The sequence below is a fragment of the Cupriavidus nantongensis genome, assembly GCF_041726985.1.
Lineage (GTDB): Bacteria > Pseudomonadota > Gammaproteobacteria > Burkholderiales > Burkholderiaceae > Cupriavidus > Cupriavidus nantongensis_A.
Genome location: NZ_CP168303.1, coordinates 2,184,465 through 2,198,956 on the forward strand (window position 1 = coordinate 2,184,465; position 14,492 = coordinate 2,198,956).

General features: G+C 67.3%; 13 protein-coding genes and 1 tRNA gene. 6 read left to right on the top strand and 8 right to left on the bottom strand.

Going from position 1 to position 14,492, the window contains the following annotated elements:
• The 4 genes from rnhA to ACEI37_RS21280 all read left to right on the top strand — a co-directional run bounded on the left by rnhA (position 1) and on the right by ACEI37_RS21280 (position 3,634).
• Positions 1-438 carry a ribonuclease HI gene (rnhA, locus tag ACEI37_RS21265; protein WP_018007845.1) on the top strand — a complete coding sequence of 146 codons (438 nt, stop codon included), beginning with the start codon at positions 1-3 and terminating at the stop codon, positions 436-438.
• 58 nt (positions 439-496) lie between these two features.
• Positions 497-1,237 carry a DNA polymerase III subunit epsilon gene (gene dnaQ / locus ACEI37_RS21270; RefSeq protein ID WP_373378045.1) on the top strand — a complete coding sequence of 247 codons (741 nt, stop codon included), beginning with the start codon at positions 497-499 and terminating at the stop codon, positions 1,235-1,237.
• 88 nt (positions 1,238-1,325) lie between these two features.
• Positions 1,326-1,400: transfer RNA gene (locus ACEI37_RS21275), tRNA-Val, on the top strand.
• 338 nt (positions 1,401-1,738) lie between these two features.
• On the top strand, positions 1,739-3,634 hold the full coding sequence (locus tag ACEI37_RS21280; protein ID WP_373380294.1) for a diguanylate cyclase domain-containing protein: 1,896 nt from the start codon (positions 1,739-1,741) through the stop codon (positions 3,632-3,634).
• Positions 3,635-3,740: 106 nt separating this feature from the next.
• Here the strand turns inward: ACEI37_RS21280 and ACEI37_RS21285 are convergent, their stop codons facing one another.
• From ACEI37_RS21285 to ACEI37_RS21310, 6 genes are all read right to left on the bottom strand, one after another.
• Positions 3,741-5,480, bottom strand: a complete 1,740-nt coding sequence (locus ACEI37_RS21285; RefSeq protein WP_373378046.1) for an ABC transporter substrate-binding protein — start codon at positions 5,478-5,480, stop codon at positions 3,741-3,743.
• A gap of 120 nt (positions 5,481-5,600) precedes the next feature.
• Complete coding sequence (locus tag ACEI37_RS21290) at positions 5,601-5,909, bottom strand: DUF2160 domain-containing protein (protein WP_373378047.1); 309 nt, start codon at positions 5,907-5,909, stop codon at positions 5,601-5,603.
• A gap of 28 nt (positions 5,910-5,937) precedes the next feature.
• On the bottom strand, positions 5,938-6,804 hold the full coding sequence (locus tag ACEI37_RS21295) for a carbohydrate ABC transporter permease (RefSeq protein ID WP_373378048.1): 867 nt from the start codon (positions 6,802-6,804) through the stop codon (positions 5,938-5,940).
• Positions 6,797-7,681 (bottom strand): carbohydrate ABC transporter permease, encoded by an 885-nt coding sequence (locus tag ACEI37_RS21300; protein ID WP_227314143.1) that lies wholly within the window; start codon positions 7,679-7,681, stop codon positions 6,797-6,799. Before ACEI37_RS21300 ends, ACEI37_RS21295 begins: the two co-directional genes overlap by 8 nt.
• Positions 7,678-8,784: an ABC transporter ATP-binding protein gene (locus ACEI37_RS21305; protein WP_373378049.1), complete on the bottom strand. Its 1,107-nt coding sequence runs from the start codon at positions 8,782-8,784 to the stop codon at positions 7,678-7,680. Before ACEI37_RS21305 ends, ACEI37_RS21300 begins: the two co-directional genes overlap by 4 nt.
• Before the next feature lies 1 nt (position 8,785).
• A complete protein-coding gene (locus ACEI37_RS21310; RefSeq protein WP_373378050.1) occupies positions 8,786-9,913 on the bottom strand; it encodes an ABC transporter ATP-binding protein in 1,128 nt (375 codons plus the stop codon).
• A gap of 157 nt (positions 9,914-10,070) precedes the next feature.
• Between ACEI37_RS21310 and ACEI37_RS21315 the strand changes: the two genes are divergently transcribed.
• Positions 10,071-10,841: a DeoR/GlpR family DNA-binding transcription regulator gene (locus tag ACEI37_RS21315; RefSeq protein WP_111517593.1), complete on the top strand. Its 771-nt coding sequence runs from the start codon at positions 10,071-10,073 to the stop codon at positions 10,839-10,841.
• 151 nt (positions 10,842-10,992) lie between these two features.
• Here ACEI37_RS21315 and purU read toward each other — a convergent pair whose 3' ends face one another.
• On the bottom strand, positions 10,993-11,859 hold the full coding sequence (gene purU / locus ACEI37_RS21320; RefSeq protein ID WP_373378051.1) for a formyltetrahydrofolate deformylase: 867 nt from the start codon (positions 11,857-11,859) through the stop codon (positions 10,993-10,995).
• A gap of 120 nt (positions 11,860-11,979) precedes the next feature.
• The gene (locus tag ACEI37_RS21325; protein WP_373378052.1) at positions 11,980-12,855 is read right to left on the bottom strand and encodes a DUF4743 domain-containing protein; all 876 of its coding nucleotides are present in this window, start codon (positions 12,853-12,855) and stop codon (positions 11,980-11,982) included.
• Positions 12,856-12,911: 56 nt separating this feature from the next.
• On the opposite strand from ACEI37_RS21325, the gene glpK reads away from it, so the two are divergent.
• On the top strand, positions 12,912-14,483 hold the full coding sequence (glpK, locus tag ACEI37_RS21330; protein ID WP_373378053.1) for a glycerol kinase GlpK: 1,572 nt from the start codon (positions 12,912-12,914) through the stop codon (positions 14,481-14,483).
• The last annotated feature ends 9 nt before the right edge of the window (positions 14,484-14,492 follow it).

Consider the following 14,492-nt stretch of genomic DNA (forward strand, 5'->3'; position numbering starts at 1 on the left):
ATGCAAGAAGTCACGATCTACTCCGACGGCGCCTGCAAGGGCAATCCCGGCCGCGGCGGCTGGGGCGCAGTGCTGGTCGCCGGCACCAGCGAGAAAGAGCTGTTCGGCGGCGAGCCCAACACCACCAACAACCGCATGGAAATGACCGCCGTGATCGAAGCGCTGCGTGCGCTCAAGCGGCCCTGCGTGGTGCGCGTCTATACCGATTCCCAGTACGTGCAGAAAGGCATCAGCGAATGGCTGCCCGGCTGGAAGGCGCGCGGCTGGAAGACCGCCGACAAGAAGCCGGTCAAGAATGCCGACCTGTGGCAGGCGCTGGACACCCTGGCGCAGCCGCACCAGATCTCGTGGCACTGGGTGCGTGGCCACAACGGCCACCCCGGCAACGAACGCGCCGACGCGCTGGCCAACCGCGGCGTCGAATCGATCGGCCGCTGACCGGATCACTGCAGCATCAACAACAACAAGCGCGGAACGCCCGCCCCGCTCCGCTAGAATGCCCGCCATGCGACAAATCGTTCTCGATACCGAAACCACCGGCCTGAATGCCGCCACCGGCGACCGCCTGATCGAAATCGGCTGCGTCGAGCTGATGAACCGCCGCCTGACGGGACGCCACCTGCACTTCTACGTCAACCCCGAGCGCGATATCGACGAGGGCGCGATCGCGGTGCACGGCATCACCGTCGAGTTCCTGGCCGACAAGCCGCGCTTCGCCGAGGTCGTCCACGATATCCGCGAGTTCGTGCAGGACGCCGAGCTGATCATCCATAACGCCCAGTTCGACCTGGGCTTCCTCGACATGGAGTTCCAGTTGCTGGGCCTGCCGCCCTTCCGCCAGCATGTCGGCAACGTGATCGATACCTTGCGCGAAGCCCGCCAGATGTTCCCCGGCAAGCGCAACTCGCTGGATGCGCTGTGCGAGCGCCTCGGCATCAGCAACGCCCACCGCACGCTGCACGGCGCGCTGCTGGACGCCGAACTGCTGGCCGAGGTCTACCTGGCCATGACGCGCGGCCAGGATTCGCTGGTGATCGACACGCTCGACAGCGCCGCCGGCCAGGGCGGCGTGGTCACCACCGCCGACCTGTCCCGGCTGGCGCTGCCGGTTCTGCGCGCAACGGACGAAGAGCAGCAGGCCCATCTGGCCCTGCTGAAGGGACTGGACAAGGCCAGCGGCGGCAAGACGGTCTGGCAGGAAGATCCTGCCGACGCCCCCGGAACGCTGGCCGCCTAAGAAAATTCGAAAAAGGGCTTTACAAGATACAAGAACCTCTGCATAATCTCATTTCTCTGCTGCACGACGGCAACGACGACGCAGACAGGGGTGGTTAGCTCAGCGGTAGAGCACTGCCTTCACACGGCAGGGGTCACAGGTTCAATCCCTGTACCACCCACCAGTTTCGAAAAGCCAGCCTCGCGCTGGCTTTTTTCATTTCCGCATTCAAGTCCCCGCCCTTTCCGAAAGCCCCTCACTTTGGCGAAATTGCACGCGGCCGCTGTTGCAAACAGTTTCGAAAAGGCCCTTGACTTCTGCTAATCTTCTTATCACGTCACCGGACCGGCTGTTGCGTTAGCGAGCGGGTCAATGGGCCGGAACACAGGGTCAGTGCGCACAAGAAAGAAGTCAATCATGCAGCACTCTTTGAAGTATCGGATGGCGTTGGCCACGGCGGGGGTGGTGACGCTGATCATCGTGCTGCGCGCGCTCTACGCCTAGTATTACGCCTATGACAGCCTGAAGAACCTGCTGCAGGCGCAGCAGGACACGCTGGTCAAGATGGTCGCCGAACAGCTCGATGAAAAGCTGCAGGGCCGCGCCGCCGTGCTGCATCGGGTGGCGCGTCAGCTCTCCGCCTTCCATGCCGCCAAACCCGCCGATTTGCGCCGCGCCGCCGAGGGTCTGGTGGAAATTCCCGAGACCTTCAATGCCGTGTTCCTGGCCTCGCCCGATGGCGAACTGACGTTCAGCACGGCCGTGCCGGATGGCACGCGCCTGCGCGTCAACGACCGCGACTATTTCCGCGATGTGCTGCACGGCCAGTCGTTCGCGGTGTCGGACCTGATCCAGGGCAAGCAAACCAATGCACCGGGCGTGGTGCTGGCGGTGCCGATGCTCGGGCCCGCCGGTGAAGTGCGCGGCGTGGTCGGCGGCGTGCTGAACCTGTCGGACAGCAACTTCCTGCGCGAGCTTTCGCACAGCCGGGTCGGCACCACCGGCAGCTTTTGCCTGGTATCTTCCGGCACCAACCCCCGCTATGCGATGCACGCCGACGTGTCGCGCGTGCTGACACCGGCGCGCGCCATCGGCGAAGCCTGCGGCGCCGAGCAGCCGCGCGCGCTGCTGGAAATCCTGACGCCGACCCAGCCGATCGTCGCACGCTACCTGCTGGCCGCCAACGGCTGGGAGGTGGTCGCGGTGCTGCCCGCGGCCGAAGCCTATGCGCCGCTGCTCACGGTGCGCCAACGGACCCTGGTGATGGGGGCGATCACCATGGTGATCGCGGCCGGGCTGATGTGGCTGGTGATGTGGCGGCTGCTGGCGCCGCTGCAGCGGCTGCACCGGGCGGTGCGCCAGCTCGGTACCGACCCGAAAGCGGTGGCAGACCTGCCGGTCGGCCGTGCCGACGAGATCGGCGAACTGGCGTCTAGCTTCGCCGAGGTTGTGGCCCGGCTGTCGGAGCGCGAGGCCGCGCTGCAGGCCGCCAAGGACCGTGCCGCCGCCAGCGAGACGCGCATCGAGGCGATTGCCAACCATGTGCCGGACTTTATCTCGTTCATCGACATGCAGCAGCGCTACGTCTTCGTCAACGAGGCGTATGCGCGGCGGTACGGCTTGCCGGCGCAGCAGATCGTGGGCCTGTCGCTGCGCGAGCTGTGGGGCACGCAGGAATACCTGGCCTGCCAGCCCTACCTGCAGCAGGCCGGCACCGGCCAGGCCGTGACCTTTACCCGCGAAAGCGCGGACGGCACCGAATGCATCGAGATCACTTGCCAGCCGGCGTGGAACGATGCCCGGGACACCGTGGTCGGCCTGCATATGTTCGGGCGCAACGTCACGCACGAGCGCGAAAAATTGCGCAGCCTGGAAGCACAGACTGTCTCCGACTACCTGACTGGCCTGCTCAACCGCAAGGGCTTCGACCGGCGCCTGGCCGAAGCCATGGCACGCGCCGGCGCCAGCGCGTGCCCGCTGGCGCTGCTGCTGGTGGACCTGGACGACTTCAAGGCGGTCAACGACACTTACGGCCACCCCATCGGCGACCAGTTGCTGGTGGCGTTCGCGCAGCGCCTGCGTGCCTGCGTGCGCAAGGGCGATGCGGTCGCACGCATCGGCGGCGACGAGTTCGCGGTGATCCTGGACGGCATTGCGGACCGGCAGGCCATGGCATCGATCGCCAACACCATCGTGCAGGCCGCGCGCATGCCTTTCGTGATCGATGGGCATACGCTGGCGGCATCGGCCAGCGTCGGCGCGGCCCTGCGCGATGCGCGTCACGCCATGACCGTGAGCGAGCTGTTCCTGCACGCCGACATGGCGCTGTATCAGGCCAAGCGGCATGGCAAGGCGCGCTATGCCGCGCAGGCGGCGGATAGTGCAGCGCCGTCCGAACTCGCTTCGCAAGAACGCTAGCGCCGACGTCCGGCCGCAGATTGCCCATTGGTTGCTCCGCTCTCCCGCAAGCGGGAGAGCGGAGCACACCAGCGGCATTCATACGTTGCCGCCAGCCTCAAACCCCTCAGCGCACCTGCCCCTCCTTCCACGCCTGCAGCAGCTTGTCGTACGGAATGGTCTCGCCCTTGGGCTTCTCGTTGGCAAGCTTCTTCCACGGCGCGTGATCGTTCGACAGCCACTTGCCCGGGTCGCCCTTCGCGTTCAGCTTGGGCGCACAATGGCTCATGCCGGCGCGCTGCAGCCGCGCCATGACCTGGTCCATCTCTTCGGCCAGCGTGTCCATCGCGGCTTGCGGCGTCTTCTCGCCGGTCACCGCGGTGGCCACGTTCTTCCACCACAGCTGCGCCAGCTTCGGATAATCCGGCACGTTGGTGCCGGTCGGGGTCCACGCCACGCGCGCGGGGCTGCGGTAGAACTCGACCAGGCCGCCATACTTGGCCGCGTTCTTGGTCAGGTAGTCGTGATGGATATCGCTGTCGCGGATAAAGGTGAGACCGGTCAGCGACTTCTTCAGCGATACCGTCTTCGAGGTCACGAACTGCGCGTACAGCCAGGCGCCGGCCAGCTTGTTGGGATCGGTGTTCTTGAAGAAGGTCCACGAACCCACGTCCTGGTAGCCGTTCTGCATGCCCTGCTTCCAGTACGGGCCATACGGCGACGGCGCCATGCGCCACTTGGGCGAGCCGTCGGCGTTGACGACCGGCAGCCCTTTTTTGGTCATGTCGGCGGTAAAGGCCGTGTACCAGAAGATCTGCTGCGCCACCTGGCCCTGCGCCGGCACCGGGCCGGCTTCGGAGAAGGTCATGCCCATCGCCTGCGGCGGCGCGTACTTCTTCATCCAGTCGATGTACTTGGTCAGCGCATAGACCGCCGCCGGGCTGTTGGTGGCGCCGCCACGTGCCACCGAGGCGCCGACCGGCGTGCACTTGTCCTCGGCCACGCGGATGCCCCACTCGTCCACCGGCATGCCGTTGGGCAGGCCCTTGTCGGCGGTGCCGGCCATCGACAGCCAGGCGTCGGTGAAGCGCCAGCCCAGCGACGGGTCCTTCTTGCCGTAGTCCATATGGCCGTAGACCTTCTTGCCGTCTATCTCCTTGACGTCGTTGGTGAAGAAGTTGGCGATGTCCTCATAGGCGGACCAGTTGGTCGGCACGCCCAGGTCGTAGCCGTACTTGGCCTTGAACTTGTCCTGCAGGTCCTTGCGCGCGAACCAGTCGGCGCGGAACCAGTACAGGTTGGCGAACTGCTGGTCGGGCAGCTGGTAGAGCTTGCCATCCGGCGCGGTGGTGAACTTGGTGCCGATGAAGTCCTTCACATCCAGCCCGGGATTGGTCCATTCCTTGCCGGCGCCGTTCATGTAGTCGGTCAGCGGCAGGATCGAGCCATAGCGGTAGTGTGTGCCGATCAGGTCAGAGTCGGAGATCCAGCCATCGTAGATCGACTTGCCGGACTGCATCGAGGTCTGCAGCTTCTCGACCACGTCGCCTTCCTGGATCAGGTCGTGGTTGACCTTGATGCCGGTAATCTCCTCGAACGCCTTGGCCAGTGTCTTGGATTCGTACTCGTGCGTGGTGATGGTCTCCGACACCACGTTGATCTGGGTAACGCCCTTGGCCTTGAGCCTGGCTGCGGCATCGATGAACCACTTCATTTCCGCCGCTTGCTTGTCCTTGGACAGCGACGACGGCTGGAACTCGTTGTCGATCCACTTCTTTGCTTCCGCTTCGCCCGCCCAGGCGGAGCCGCAAGCCAGCGCAGCCGCGCAGGCAAGGGCAGACATCCCCAACGTCACGTGCACTTTCATCGGTGTCTCCTCAAGAATCCCCTGCCCCGGTCTTGGTCTGGGTGGCGGCCCCGGGGTGGGGACAAGCCGCGTTTCCCGTTATTGCTTGTTATTGCTGGCCAATGCCGGCCGGCAGCGGCGCTAGCCCTTGCGCAGGATCAGCGTCAGCACCAGCATTGATGCCACAAAGCTGATCCACACCGACGGCTCTTCCGGCAGAGCCAGCCAGGCGGCGACCTTCTCGCCCAGCCCGACCCACGCCAGGTTGATCCACGCCGCGCACATCAGCCCGATGAAGAGCCGGTCGCCGCGGGTGGTGGCGATCGGCAGGAAGCCCTTGCGCAGCACCGACGGCGAGCGGATTTCCAGGATCGTCATGCCGATCAGCATCACCACGATGCAGCCAAAGAACACCGCCACCGGTGTGGTCCATACCATCCAGCTCAGCATTGGCGCCGTCTCCTTGCGAAGCGCTGCGTTAAACGCGGCCCATCGCGAAGCCCTTCGCGATGTAGTGCCGCACGAACCAGATCACGATGCCGCCGGGCACGATGGTCAGCACCCCGGCCGCGGCCAGCACGCCCCAGTCCATGCCCGATGCCGACACCGTGCGCGTCATGGTGGCGACGATGGGCTTGGCGTTGACCGAGGTCAGCGTGCGCGCCAGCAGCAGCTCGACCCAGCTGAACATGAAGCAGAAGAACGCGGCCACGCCCACGCCGGCCTTGATCAGCGGCAGGAAGATGGTCAGGAAGAAGCGCGGGAACGAGTAGCCGTCGACATAGGCGGTCTCGTCGATCTCGCGCGGCACGCCCGACATGAAACCCTCCAGGATCCACACCGCCAGCGGCACGTTGAAGACCAGGTGCGCCAGCGCCACGCCCAGGTGCGTATCCATCAGCCCGATGGTGCTGTAGAGCTGGAAGAACGGCAGCAGGAACACCGCCGGCGGCGTCATGCGGTTGGTCAGCAGCCAGAAGAACACGTGCTTGTCGCCGATGAACTGGTAGCGCGAAAAGGCGTAGGCCGCGGGCAGCGCCACGCCGATCGAGATCACGGTGTTCATCGCCACGTAGATCATCGAGTTGAGGTAGCCCGAATACCACGACGGATCGGTGAAGATGGTCTTGTAGTGCTCGAGCGTGAACTGGCCCGGCCACAGCGACAGCGTCGAGACGATCTCCTCGTTGGTCTTGAACGACATGTTGACCATCCAGTAGATCGGCACGATCGCGAACACCAGGTAGGCCAGCAGGAAGCCGGCGCGCCACCAGGTGGCGCGGCTGGCCTGCGCGGGGATCGCGGCGGGAACCACCGCGGGGACTGCCGAAGAGATCTCAGCCATGGGGCATGTCCTCGCTGCCGGCGGTGCCCGCGCGCTGCATCCAGTTGTAGAGGATGAAACACATGAGCAGGATGATCAGGAAGTAGACGATGGAGAACGCCGCGGCGGGACCCAGATCGAACTGGCCAACCGCCTTCTGCGTCAGGTATTGCGACAAAAAGGTGGTGGCGTTGCCGGGTCCGCCGCCGGTCAGCACGAACGGCTCCGTATAGATCATGAAGCTGTCCATGAAGCGCAGCAGCACCGCGATCATCAGCACGCCGCGCAGCTTGGGCAGCTGGATATAGCGGAACACCGCCAGGCGCGACGCGCCGTCGATCTGCGCGGCCTGGTAGTAGGCGTCCGGGATCGCGCGCAGGCCGGCGTAGCACAGCAGCGCCACCAGCGGCGTCCAGTGCCAGACGTCCATCACCAGCACCGTGATCCACGCGTCGAAGGCGCTGCCGGTGTAGTTGTAGTCGAAGCCCAGCCCAGCCAGCGCGGCGCCGAGCAGGCCGATGTCGGTGCGCCCGAAGATCTGCCAGATGGTGCCGACCACGTTCCACGGGATCAGCAGCGACAGCGCGATGATCACCAGCACCGCCGACGCCTTCCAGCCGCGCGCCGGCATCGACAACGCCAGCAGGATGCCGAGCGGGATCTCCACCAGCAGCACCGCCAGCGAAAAGCCGAGCTGGCGCAGCAGCGCGTCGTGCAGCTCGCCGTCGCGCAGCACGGTGCGGAACCATTCGGTGCCGACAAACACGCGCCGCTCGGGCGAGATGATGTCCTGCACCGAGTAATTGACGATGGTCATCAGCGGCAGGATGGCGGAGAACGCCACGCACACCACCACCGGCAGCACCAGCAGCCAGGCCTTCTGGTTGACCGGCTTCATGGCACCAGCTCCTCGTTGACGTAGTAGCAGGTATGGCGGTTGAACACCGACAGCCACGCGGTGTCGCCCGCGCGCAGGCCGGCCGCCTCGGTGCCCAGCCGCGCGCGCAGCGTGCCGGCCTGCGCGCCCGCCTCCTGCACGGTGCCGGTCAGCAGCCAGTAGGTGCCGATGTCCTGCGCGCGCTGCACCTGCACCGGCACCGCCTGCGCGTCGCGCTCCGGCGCCAGCTGCAGGTATTCGGGGCGCACCCCGATGCGGAAGCTGCCGGCCGCGCGCAGCGCCGCTTCCACCGGCGGCGACAGCGGCGGCATATAGCGCCGCCCGGCCACGTCGATGGCGCCGTCGCGCCATTGGCCGGACAGGAAGTTCATGCCGGGCGAGCCGATGAAGTGCCCGACGAAGGTATGCGCCGGCCGCTCGAACAGCGCGTCGGCCGGCCCTACCTGCACCGCCTTGCCGCGCGACATCACTACCACTTGGTCGGCAAAGGTCAGCGCCTCGGTCTGGTCGTGGGTCACGTAGATCAGCGTCAGGCGAAACTCGTGGTGGATCTCCTTGAGCTTGCGCCGCAGCTGCCATTTGAGCTGCGGGTCGATCACCGTCAGCGGTTCGTCGAACAGGATGGCCGACACGTCCTGGCGCACCAGCCCGCGCCCGAGCGAGATCTTCTGCTTGGCATCGGCGGCCAGGCCGCTGGCGCGGCGCCCGAGCGTCGACGACAGGTCCAGCATCTCGGCGACGCGTCCGACCCGCTCGCGCACCTGCGCCTCCGGCACGCCGCGGTTGCGCAGCGGGAATGCCAGGTTTTCGCCGACGGTCATGGTGTCGTAGATCACCGGGAACTGGAACACCTGGGCGATATTGCGCGCCTGCGGCGTGGCGCCGGTGACGTCGCGGCCGTCGAAGGCGATGGTGCCGTGCGACGGGCGCAGCAGCCCGGAGATGCAGTTCAGCAGCGTGGTCTTGCCGCAGCCGGACGGCCCCAGCAGCGCATAGGCGCCGCCGTCTTCAAAGGTGAAGCGCAGCGGCAGCAGCGCGTAGTCTTCGTCGGTGCGCGGATGGGGCACGTACGAGTGCGCCAGGTCCAGGTCGATGCGTGCCATCTCAGCCCCCTGCCGTTGCCGCTGTCGCGCCGCCCGGCACCTCGGCGGCGAGCCCTCCGGGCCGGCGCGGCGCATGGATGCGGCGGCCGTCGGCGTCGAACAGGTAGAGCTGTTCGGGCAGCAGGTGCAGCGTCACCGGCGCGCCCAGTTGCAGGTCGAGCACGCCCGCGAACTGCGCCACCAAGTTGCCGACCGGAGTATCGGCGTGGACAAAGGTGTCCGACCCGGACAACTCGGCCAGCGCCACGCGACCCGGCACCGCGACCGCGCCGGTCTCGCCCGCCAGGCGCAATGCGGAGGCGCGCACCCCAAGCGTCACCGGCCCGTCCTGCGCCGCCACGCCGGGCACGGGCACGTCGATCGCACCCGGCAGCGCCACTTTGCCACGCTCAAGCCGGCCCTCGACCAGGTTCATCGGCGGATCGTTGAAGGCGCGCGCCACGCGCAGCGAATCGGGATAGTGGAACACCTGCGGCGTGGGGCCATACTGCAGCAGCTCGCCGGCATCGAGCACCGCGGTGTGCCCGCCCAGCAGCAGCGCCTCGCCGGGCTCGGTGGTGGCGTAGATCACGGTGGCGTCGCCGTGCGCGAACAGCTGGGTCAGCTCTTCGCGCAGCTCCTCGCGCAGCTTGTAGTCCAGGTTGACCAGCGGCTCGTCCAGCAGCATCAGCGGGGCTTCCTTGGCCAGCGCGCGGGCCAGCGCCACGCGCTGCTGCTGGCCGCCGGACAGTTCGGCCGGATAGCGCTCCAGCAGGTGGTCGATATGCAGCCGCGCCGCCAGCTCGCGCACGCGCGCGGCAATCTCGCCGGCCGCGGCCTTGCGCCGCAGCCGCAGCGGCGACGCGATGTTGTCGAAGACCCTGAGCGACGGGTAGTTGATGAACTGCTGGTAGACCATCGACACATTGCGCTCGCGCACCGGCATGCCGGTGACGTCGTCGCCGTCGACCAGCACGCGCCCGGCGCTGGGCCGGTCCAGCCCGGCCATGACCCGCATCAGCGAAGTCTTGCCCGCCTGCGTCGCACCCAGCAGGATGGTGACCGCGCCGGAAACCGGGGCCAGCGTCATCGGATAGAGATACGCCTGCGAACCTGCCTGCTGTGCGACGCCTTCCAAACGTAGCTGCATCCGGTCTCCATGTTCGATATGCTGCCTGCATCACGGCTTGCGTTGGATGCAGGCGCACCAATCTTGGCTTCACGCTCGTTTTAGCAACAAAACGAACAGAAAACAATAGTGCACCGCATCATTTTGTTTTCGTTTGTGTTTGAACTAGAATCCCGGCATGACCCTCAATCCCCGCCAGACGGCCCTGCTCGAAGAAGTCCGCACCCAGGGCTTTGCCTCCATCGACGAACTTGCGCGCAAGTTCGGCGTCACGCTCCAGACGGTGCGCCGCGATGTCAACATGCTGGCCGAAAACGGCATGCTGGCGCGCTTTCATGGCGGGGTGCGGGTGGAAGACTCCACCACCGAGAACATCGCCTACCGGCAGCGGCAGGTGCTCAATGCCGAGGGCAAGGCGCGCATCGCGCGCGCGGTGGCGGCGGCCGTGCCGGAGGGCTGCTCGCTGATCCTGAACATCGGCACTACGGTGGAGGAGATCGCGCGCGGGCTGGTGCACCATCGCGGCCTGCGCGTGATCACCAACAACCTGCACGTGGCCAATATCCTGGCCGACAACCCCGATTGCGAAGTCATCGTCGCCGGCGGCGTGCTGCGCTCGCGCGACCGCGGCATCGTCGGCGAGGCCACGGTGGAGTTCATCCGCCAGTTCAAGGTCGATATCGGGCTGATCGGCATCTCGGGCATCGAGGCCGACGGCACGCTGCGCGACTACGACTTCCGCGAGGTCAAGGTGGCGCGGACCATCATCGAGCATTCACGCGAGGTCTGGCTGGCGGCGGACGCCAGCAAGTTCAACCGCCAGGCCATGGTCGAGCTGGCGCATGTGTCGCAGGTGGACCGGCTGTTTACCGACGCGCCGCTGGCGGCGCCGTTCGACCAGATCCTGGCCGACAGTGGGGTGAAGTGTGTGGTGGCAGAGCGGGAGTGAGCGCGGGACAAGCCCTGTTGCTGCCATGTCGGCAGTGGCGCGGCTGCGCGTGCCGGCAGTGCCTGGCTCATCGGTTCTGGCGCAGGCCTGCCCTCTCCCCCGGCCCCTCTCCCGCAAGCGGGCGAGGGGCGCAAACCGGAGGGAAGAAGAATTACTTGAACACCACGGTCTTGTGGCCGTTCAGCAGGATGCGGTGTTCGGCATGCCACTTGACCGCGCGCGCCAGCGCCACGCACTCGACGTCGCGGCCGACGGCGGTGAGCTGGTCGGGGTCCATGCTGTGGTCCACGCGCTCGATCTCCTGCTCGATGATCGGGCCTTCGTCGAGGTCGGCGGTGACGTAGTGGGCGGTGGCCCCGATCAGCTTCACGCCGCGGTCGTGCGCCTGGTAGTACGGCTTGGCGCCCTTGAAGCTGGGCAGGAACGAATGGTGGATATTGATCGCGCGGCCGGCCAGCTTGCGGCACAGGTCGTTGGACAGTACCTGCATGTAGCGCGCCAGCACCACCAGGTCGATCTTCTGCTCCTGCACCACGTCGAACACGCGCGCTTCCTGCGCGGCCTTCTGCTCCGCCGACGCGTTCATCAGCGGCAGGTGGAAGAACGGCACGTCGTACGACGCCGCCAGCTGGTAGAAGTCGCGGTGGTTCGAGACGATGGCCGCGATCTCCACCGGCAGCCCGCCCGCCTTGGCACGGAACAACAGGTCGTTCAGGCAATGGCCGATCTTCGACACCATGATCATCACGCGCGGCTTCACGGTGGCATCGTTCAGCTCCCACTGCATGCCGAACTGGTCGCCCACCGGCGCGAACGCGGCCTTCAGCGTGGTCAGGTCGGGACCACCGGCGGCCGGGGTGAAATGCACGCGCATGAAGAAGCGGCCGGCGTACTCGTCCCCGTACTGGTCGGAATCGACGATATTGCAGCCGTGCTGGAACAGCAGGCCCGAGACAGCGTGGACGATGCCCGGCTGGTCAGGGCACGAGAGGGTCAGGATGAATCCGGTGTTGCTCATGGTGTGTGGTTCTGTCTGGGTGGCGCGGCGCAAGGCCGGGAAAGCCAGGGGGGCTCGGTCAGTGCAATGGTCAATACGGCGGGCAATACCGGGACAAGCAGCGATGGTCCCTGCGGCGGCTCAGTCGTGAAGGCCGGCGTCGAGCCAGCCACGCCGTCCAAGGGCATCGAGCGTCACCAGTGTCGCATCGACCGTCATGGCGCCGGCCGACATGATAGCAAGCAATGGCGCCAGCTCGACGCGCCGGTGCTCACTGACCTCGCCGTCCTGGTTGTGCGGAATGAAGTCCGGCGGCAGCATCAGGTCGTAGACATAGACCTGCTCCCACTGCACGCCTTCGGGCAGGTCGCGCAGCACCTCGATCATGCCGTGCGCCTGCACGCCCCACGCCAATTCAGGCGGGATACCAGACTCTTCCTCGCACTCGCGCACCAGCGTCGCCAGCGGGTCGCTGCCGTGGGGCATGCCGCCGGCCACCAGGTTGTCCCACATGCCGGGATCGACAGCCTTGGCCTGACTGCGGCGCGAGATCCACAGGGCGGGCTGGTCGCCCGCGGCGCCGTCGACGATGCCGTTCATGTGCGAGGCAAAGGTCAGCAGCCCCAGGAAGCGTGCCGCGGCGCGCTCCACCACCGCGAGCGCGGGCGCGTCGAGCGCAGCCGTGACCGCGAACAGCTCGTCGCGCCAGCCGCGCACATGGCCGGCGTCGGCCAGCTGGCGGGCCAGCGCCTGCAGCGCGGCACTGCGCGCGTCGAAATCGTCGCAGCGGGGCAGCAAGGCCACGGCCACGGAGCCATCGGCGAGCGGCTGCTCCGGGCCCAGCACGGCACTGATGCCGCGCAGGATGCCGGCATGCGTGCGCGGCAGCCAGCCGACCTGGCGGCCGTCGGCCATCAGGCGCAGCTTGGCGGCAGCATCGAAGCCGCTGCGCGCCGCCAGCGAGGCGGCGATCCGTGCCGTGGCCCCGGCTGCTGGCAAAGAAGAGGTTTCAGCCATCAGGATTCCATGCACCGGCCACCCCGGCGCGCATTGTCATTGTCAGGATCGAACGCATGAACCAGCCCGCCGCGCAGGCGCAGCGCCCTGCCCCGTCCCAGCTTCCCGCCGAGCCGCAATACGTGCTGGCGCTCGACCAGGGCACCAGCAGCTCGCGCGCCATCCTGTTCGACCATGCCGGCAATGTGGTGCGGCTGGCGCAGCGCGAGTTCCGCCAATATTACCCACATCCCGGCCACGTCGAGCATGATCCCTACGAGATCTGGCAATCTCAGCTGGCGGTGGCGCACACGGTGCTGGCCGACGCCGGCATCGGCGCCTCGCAGGTGCGCGCCATCGGCATCACCAACCAGCGCGAGACCACCGTGCTGTGGGACCGCAAGACCGGCGAGCCGGTCGGCCGCGCACTGGTCTGGCAGGACCGCCGCACCGCGCCGATGTGCGAGGCGCTGCAGGCCGCCGGCCACGGCGAGCTGTTCCGCGAGAAGACCGGCCTGGTCATCGACGCCTATTTTTCCGGCACCAAGCTGCGCTGGATGCTCGACAACATCGAAGGCGCGCGCGAGCGGGCGCAGCGCGGCGAACTGGCCTTCGGCACCGTCGACAGCTGGCTGATCTGGCAACTGACCGACGGCGCGCGCCATGTCACCGACGTCTCCAATGCCTCGCGCACGATGCTGTTCAACATCCACAGCTTCGAGTGGGACGACGCGCTGCTGGCGCTGCTCGACATCCCGCACGCGCTGCTGCCCGAGGTAGTGGCCTCCAGCGGCGAGGTCGCGCGCACCGCGGCGCGGCTGTTCGGCATGCCGATCCCGATTGCCGGCATCGCCGGCGACCAGCAGGCCGCCACCTTCGGCCAGGCCTGCCTGGTGCCGGGCATGGCCAAGAACACCTACGGCACCGGCTGCTTCCTGCTGATGAATACCGGCGCGCAGCCGGTCACCTCGCGCAACCGGCTGCTGACCACCATCGGCTGGCAGTACCGCGGCCAGACCCAGTATTGCCTGGAGGGCGGCGTGTTCATGGGCGGCGCCACCATCCAGTGGCTGCGCGACGGCCTCAAGATCATCCAGAGCGCGCCCGAGGCCGAGGCGCTGGCGCGCCAGTGCGATGACAGCGGCGGCGTGGTGCTGGTGCCGGCCTTTGCCGGGCTGGGCGCGCCGCACTGGGACGCCTTTGCGCGCGGCACGCTGGTCGGCATGACGCGCGGCACCGGCAGGCCGCAGATCGCGCGGGCGGCGCTGGAATCGATCGCGCTGCAAAGCGTGGACGTGCTCGAGGCCATGCAGAAGGACGCCGGCATCGCGCTGGCCGAGCTGCGCGTGGACGGCGGCGCGTCGCGCAGCGACCTGCTGATGCAGATGCAGGCCGACCTGCTCGGCACCCCGGTGGTACGGCCGCGCGTGACCGAGACCACCGCGCTCGGCGCCGCCTACCTGGCGGGCCTGGCCACCGGCTACTGGAGCGACCCGGTGCAGATCGCGCAGCAATGGCAGGTGGAGCGGCGCTTCGAGCCCAACCTGTCGGCCGACGAGCGCGGGCACCGGCTCGCGCGCTGGCACCGCGCGGTCGAGCGCGCGCGCGACTGGGCGCGCGAGGACGACGCCGACACCGGCCACGGCTGAGCGTCGATC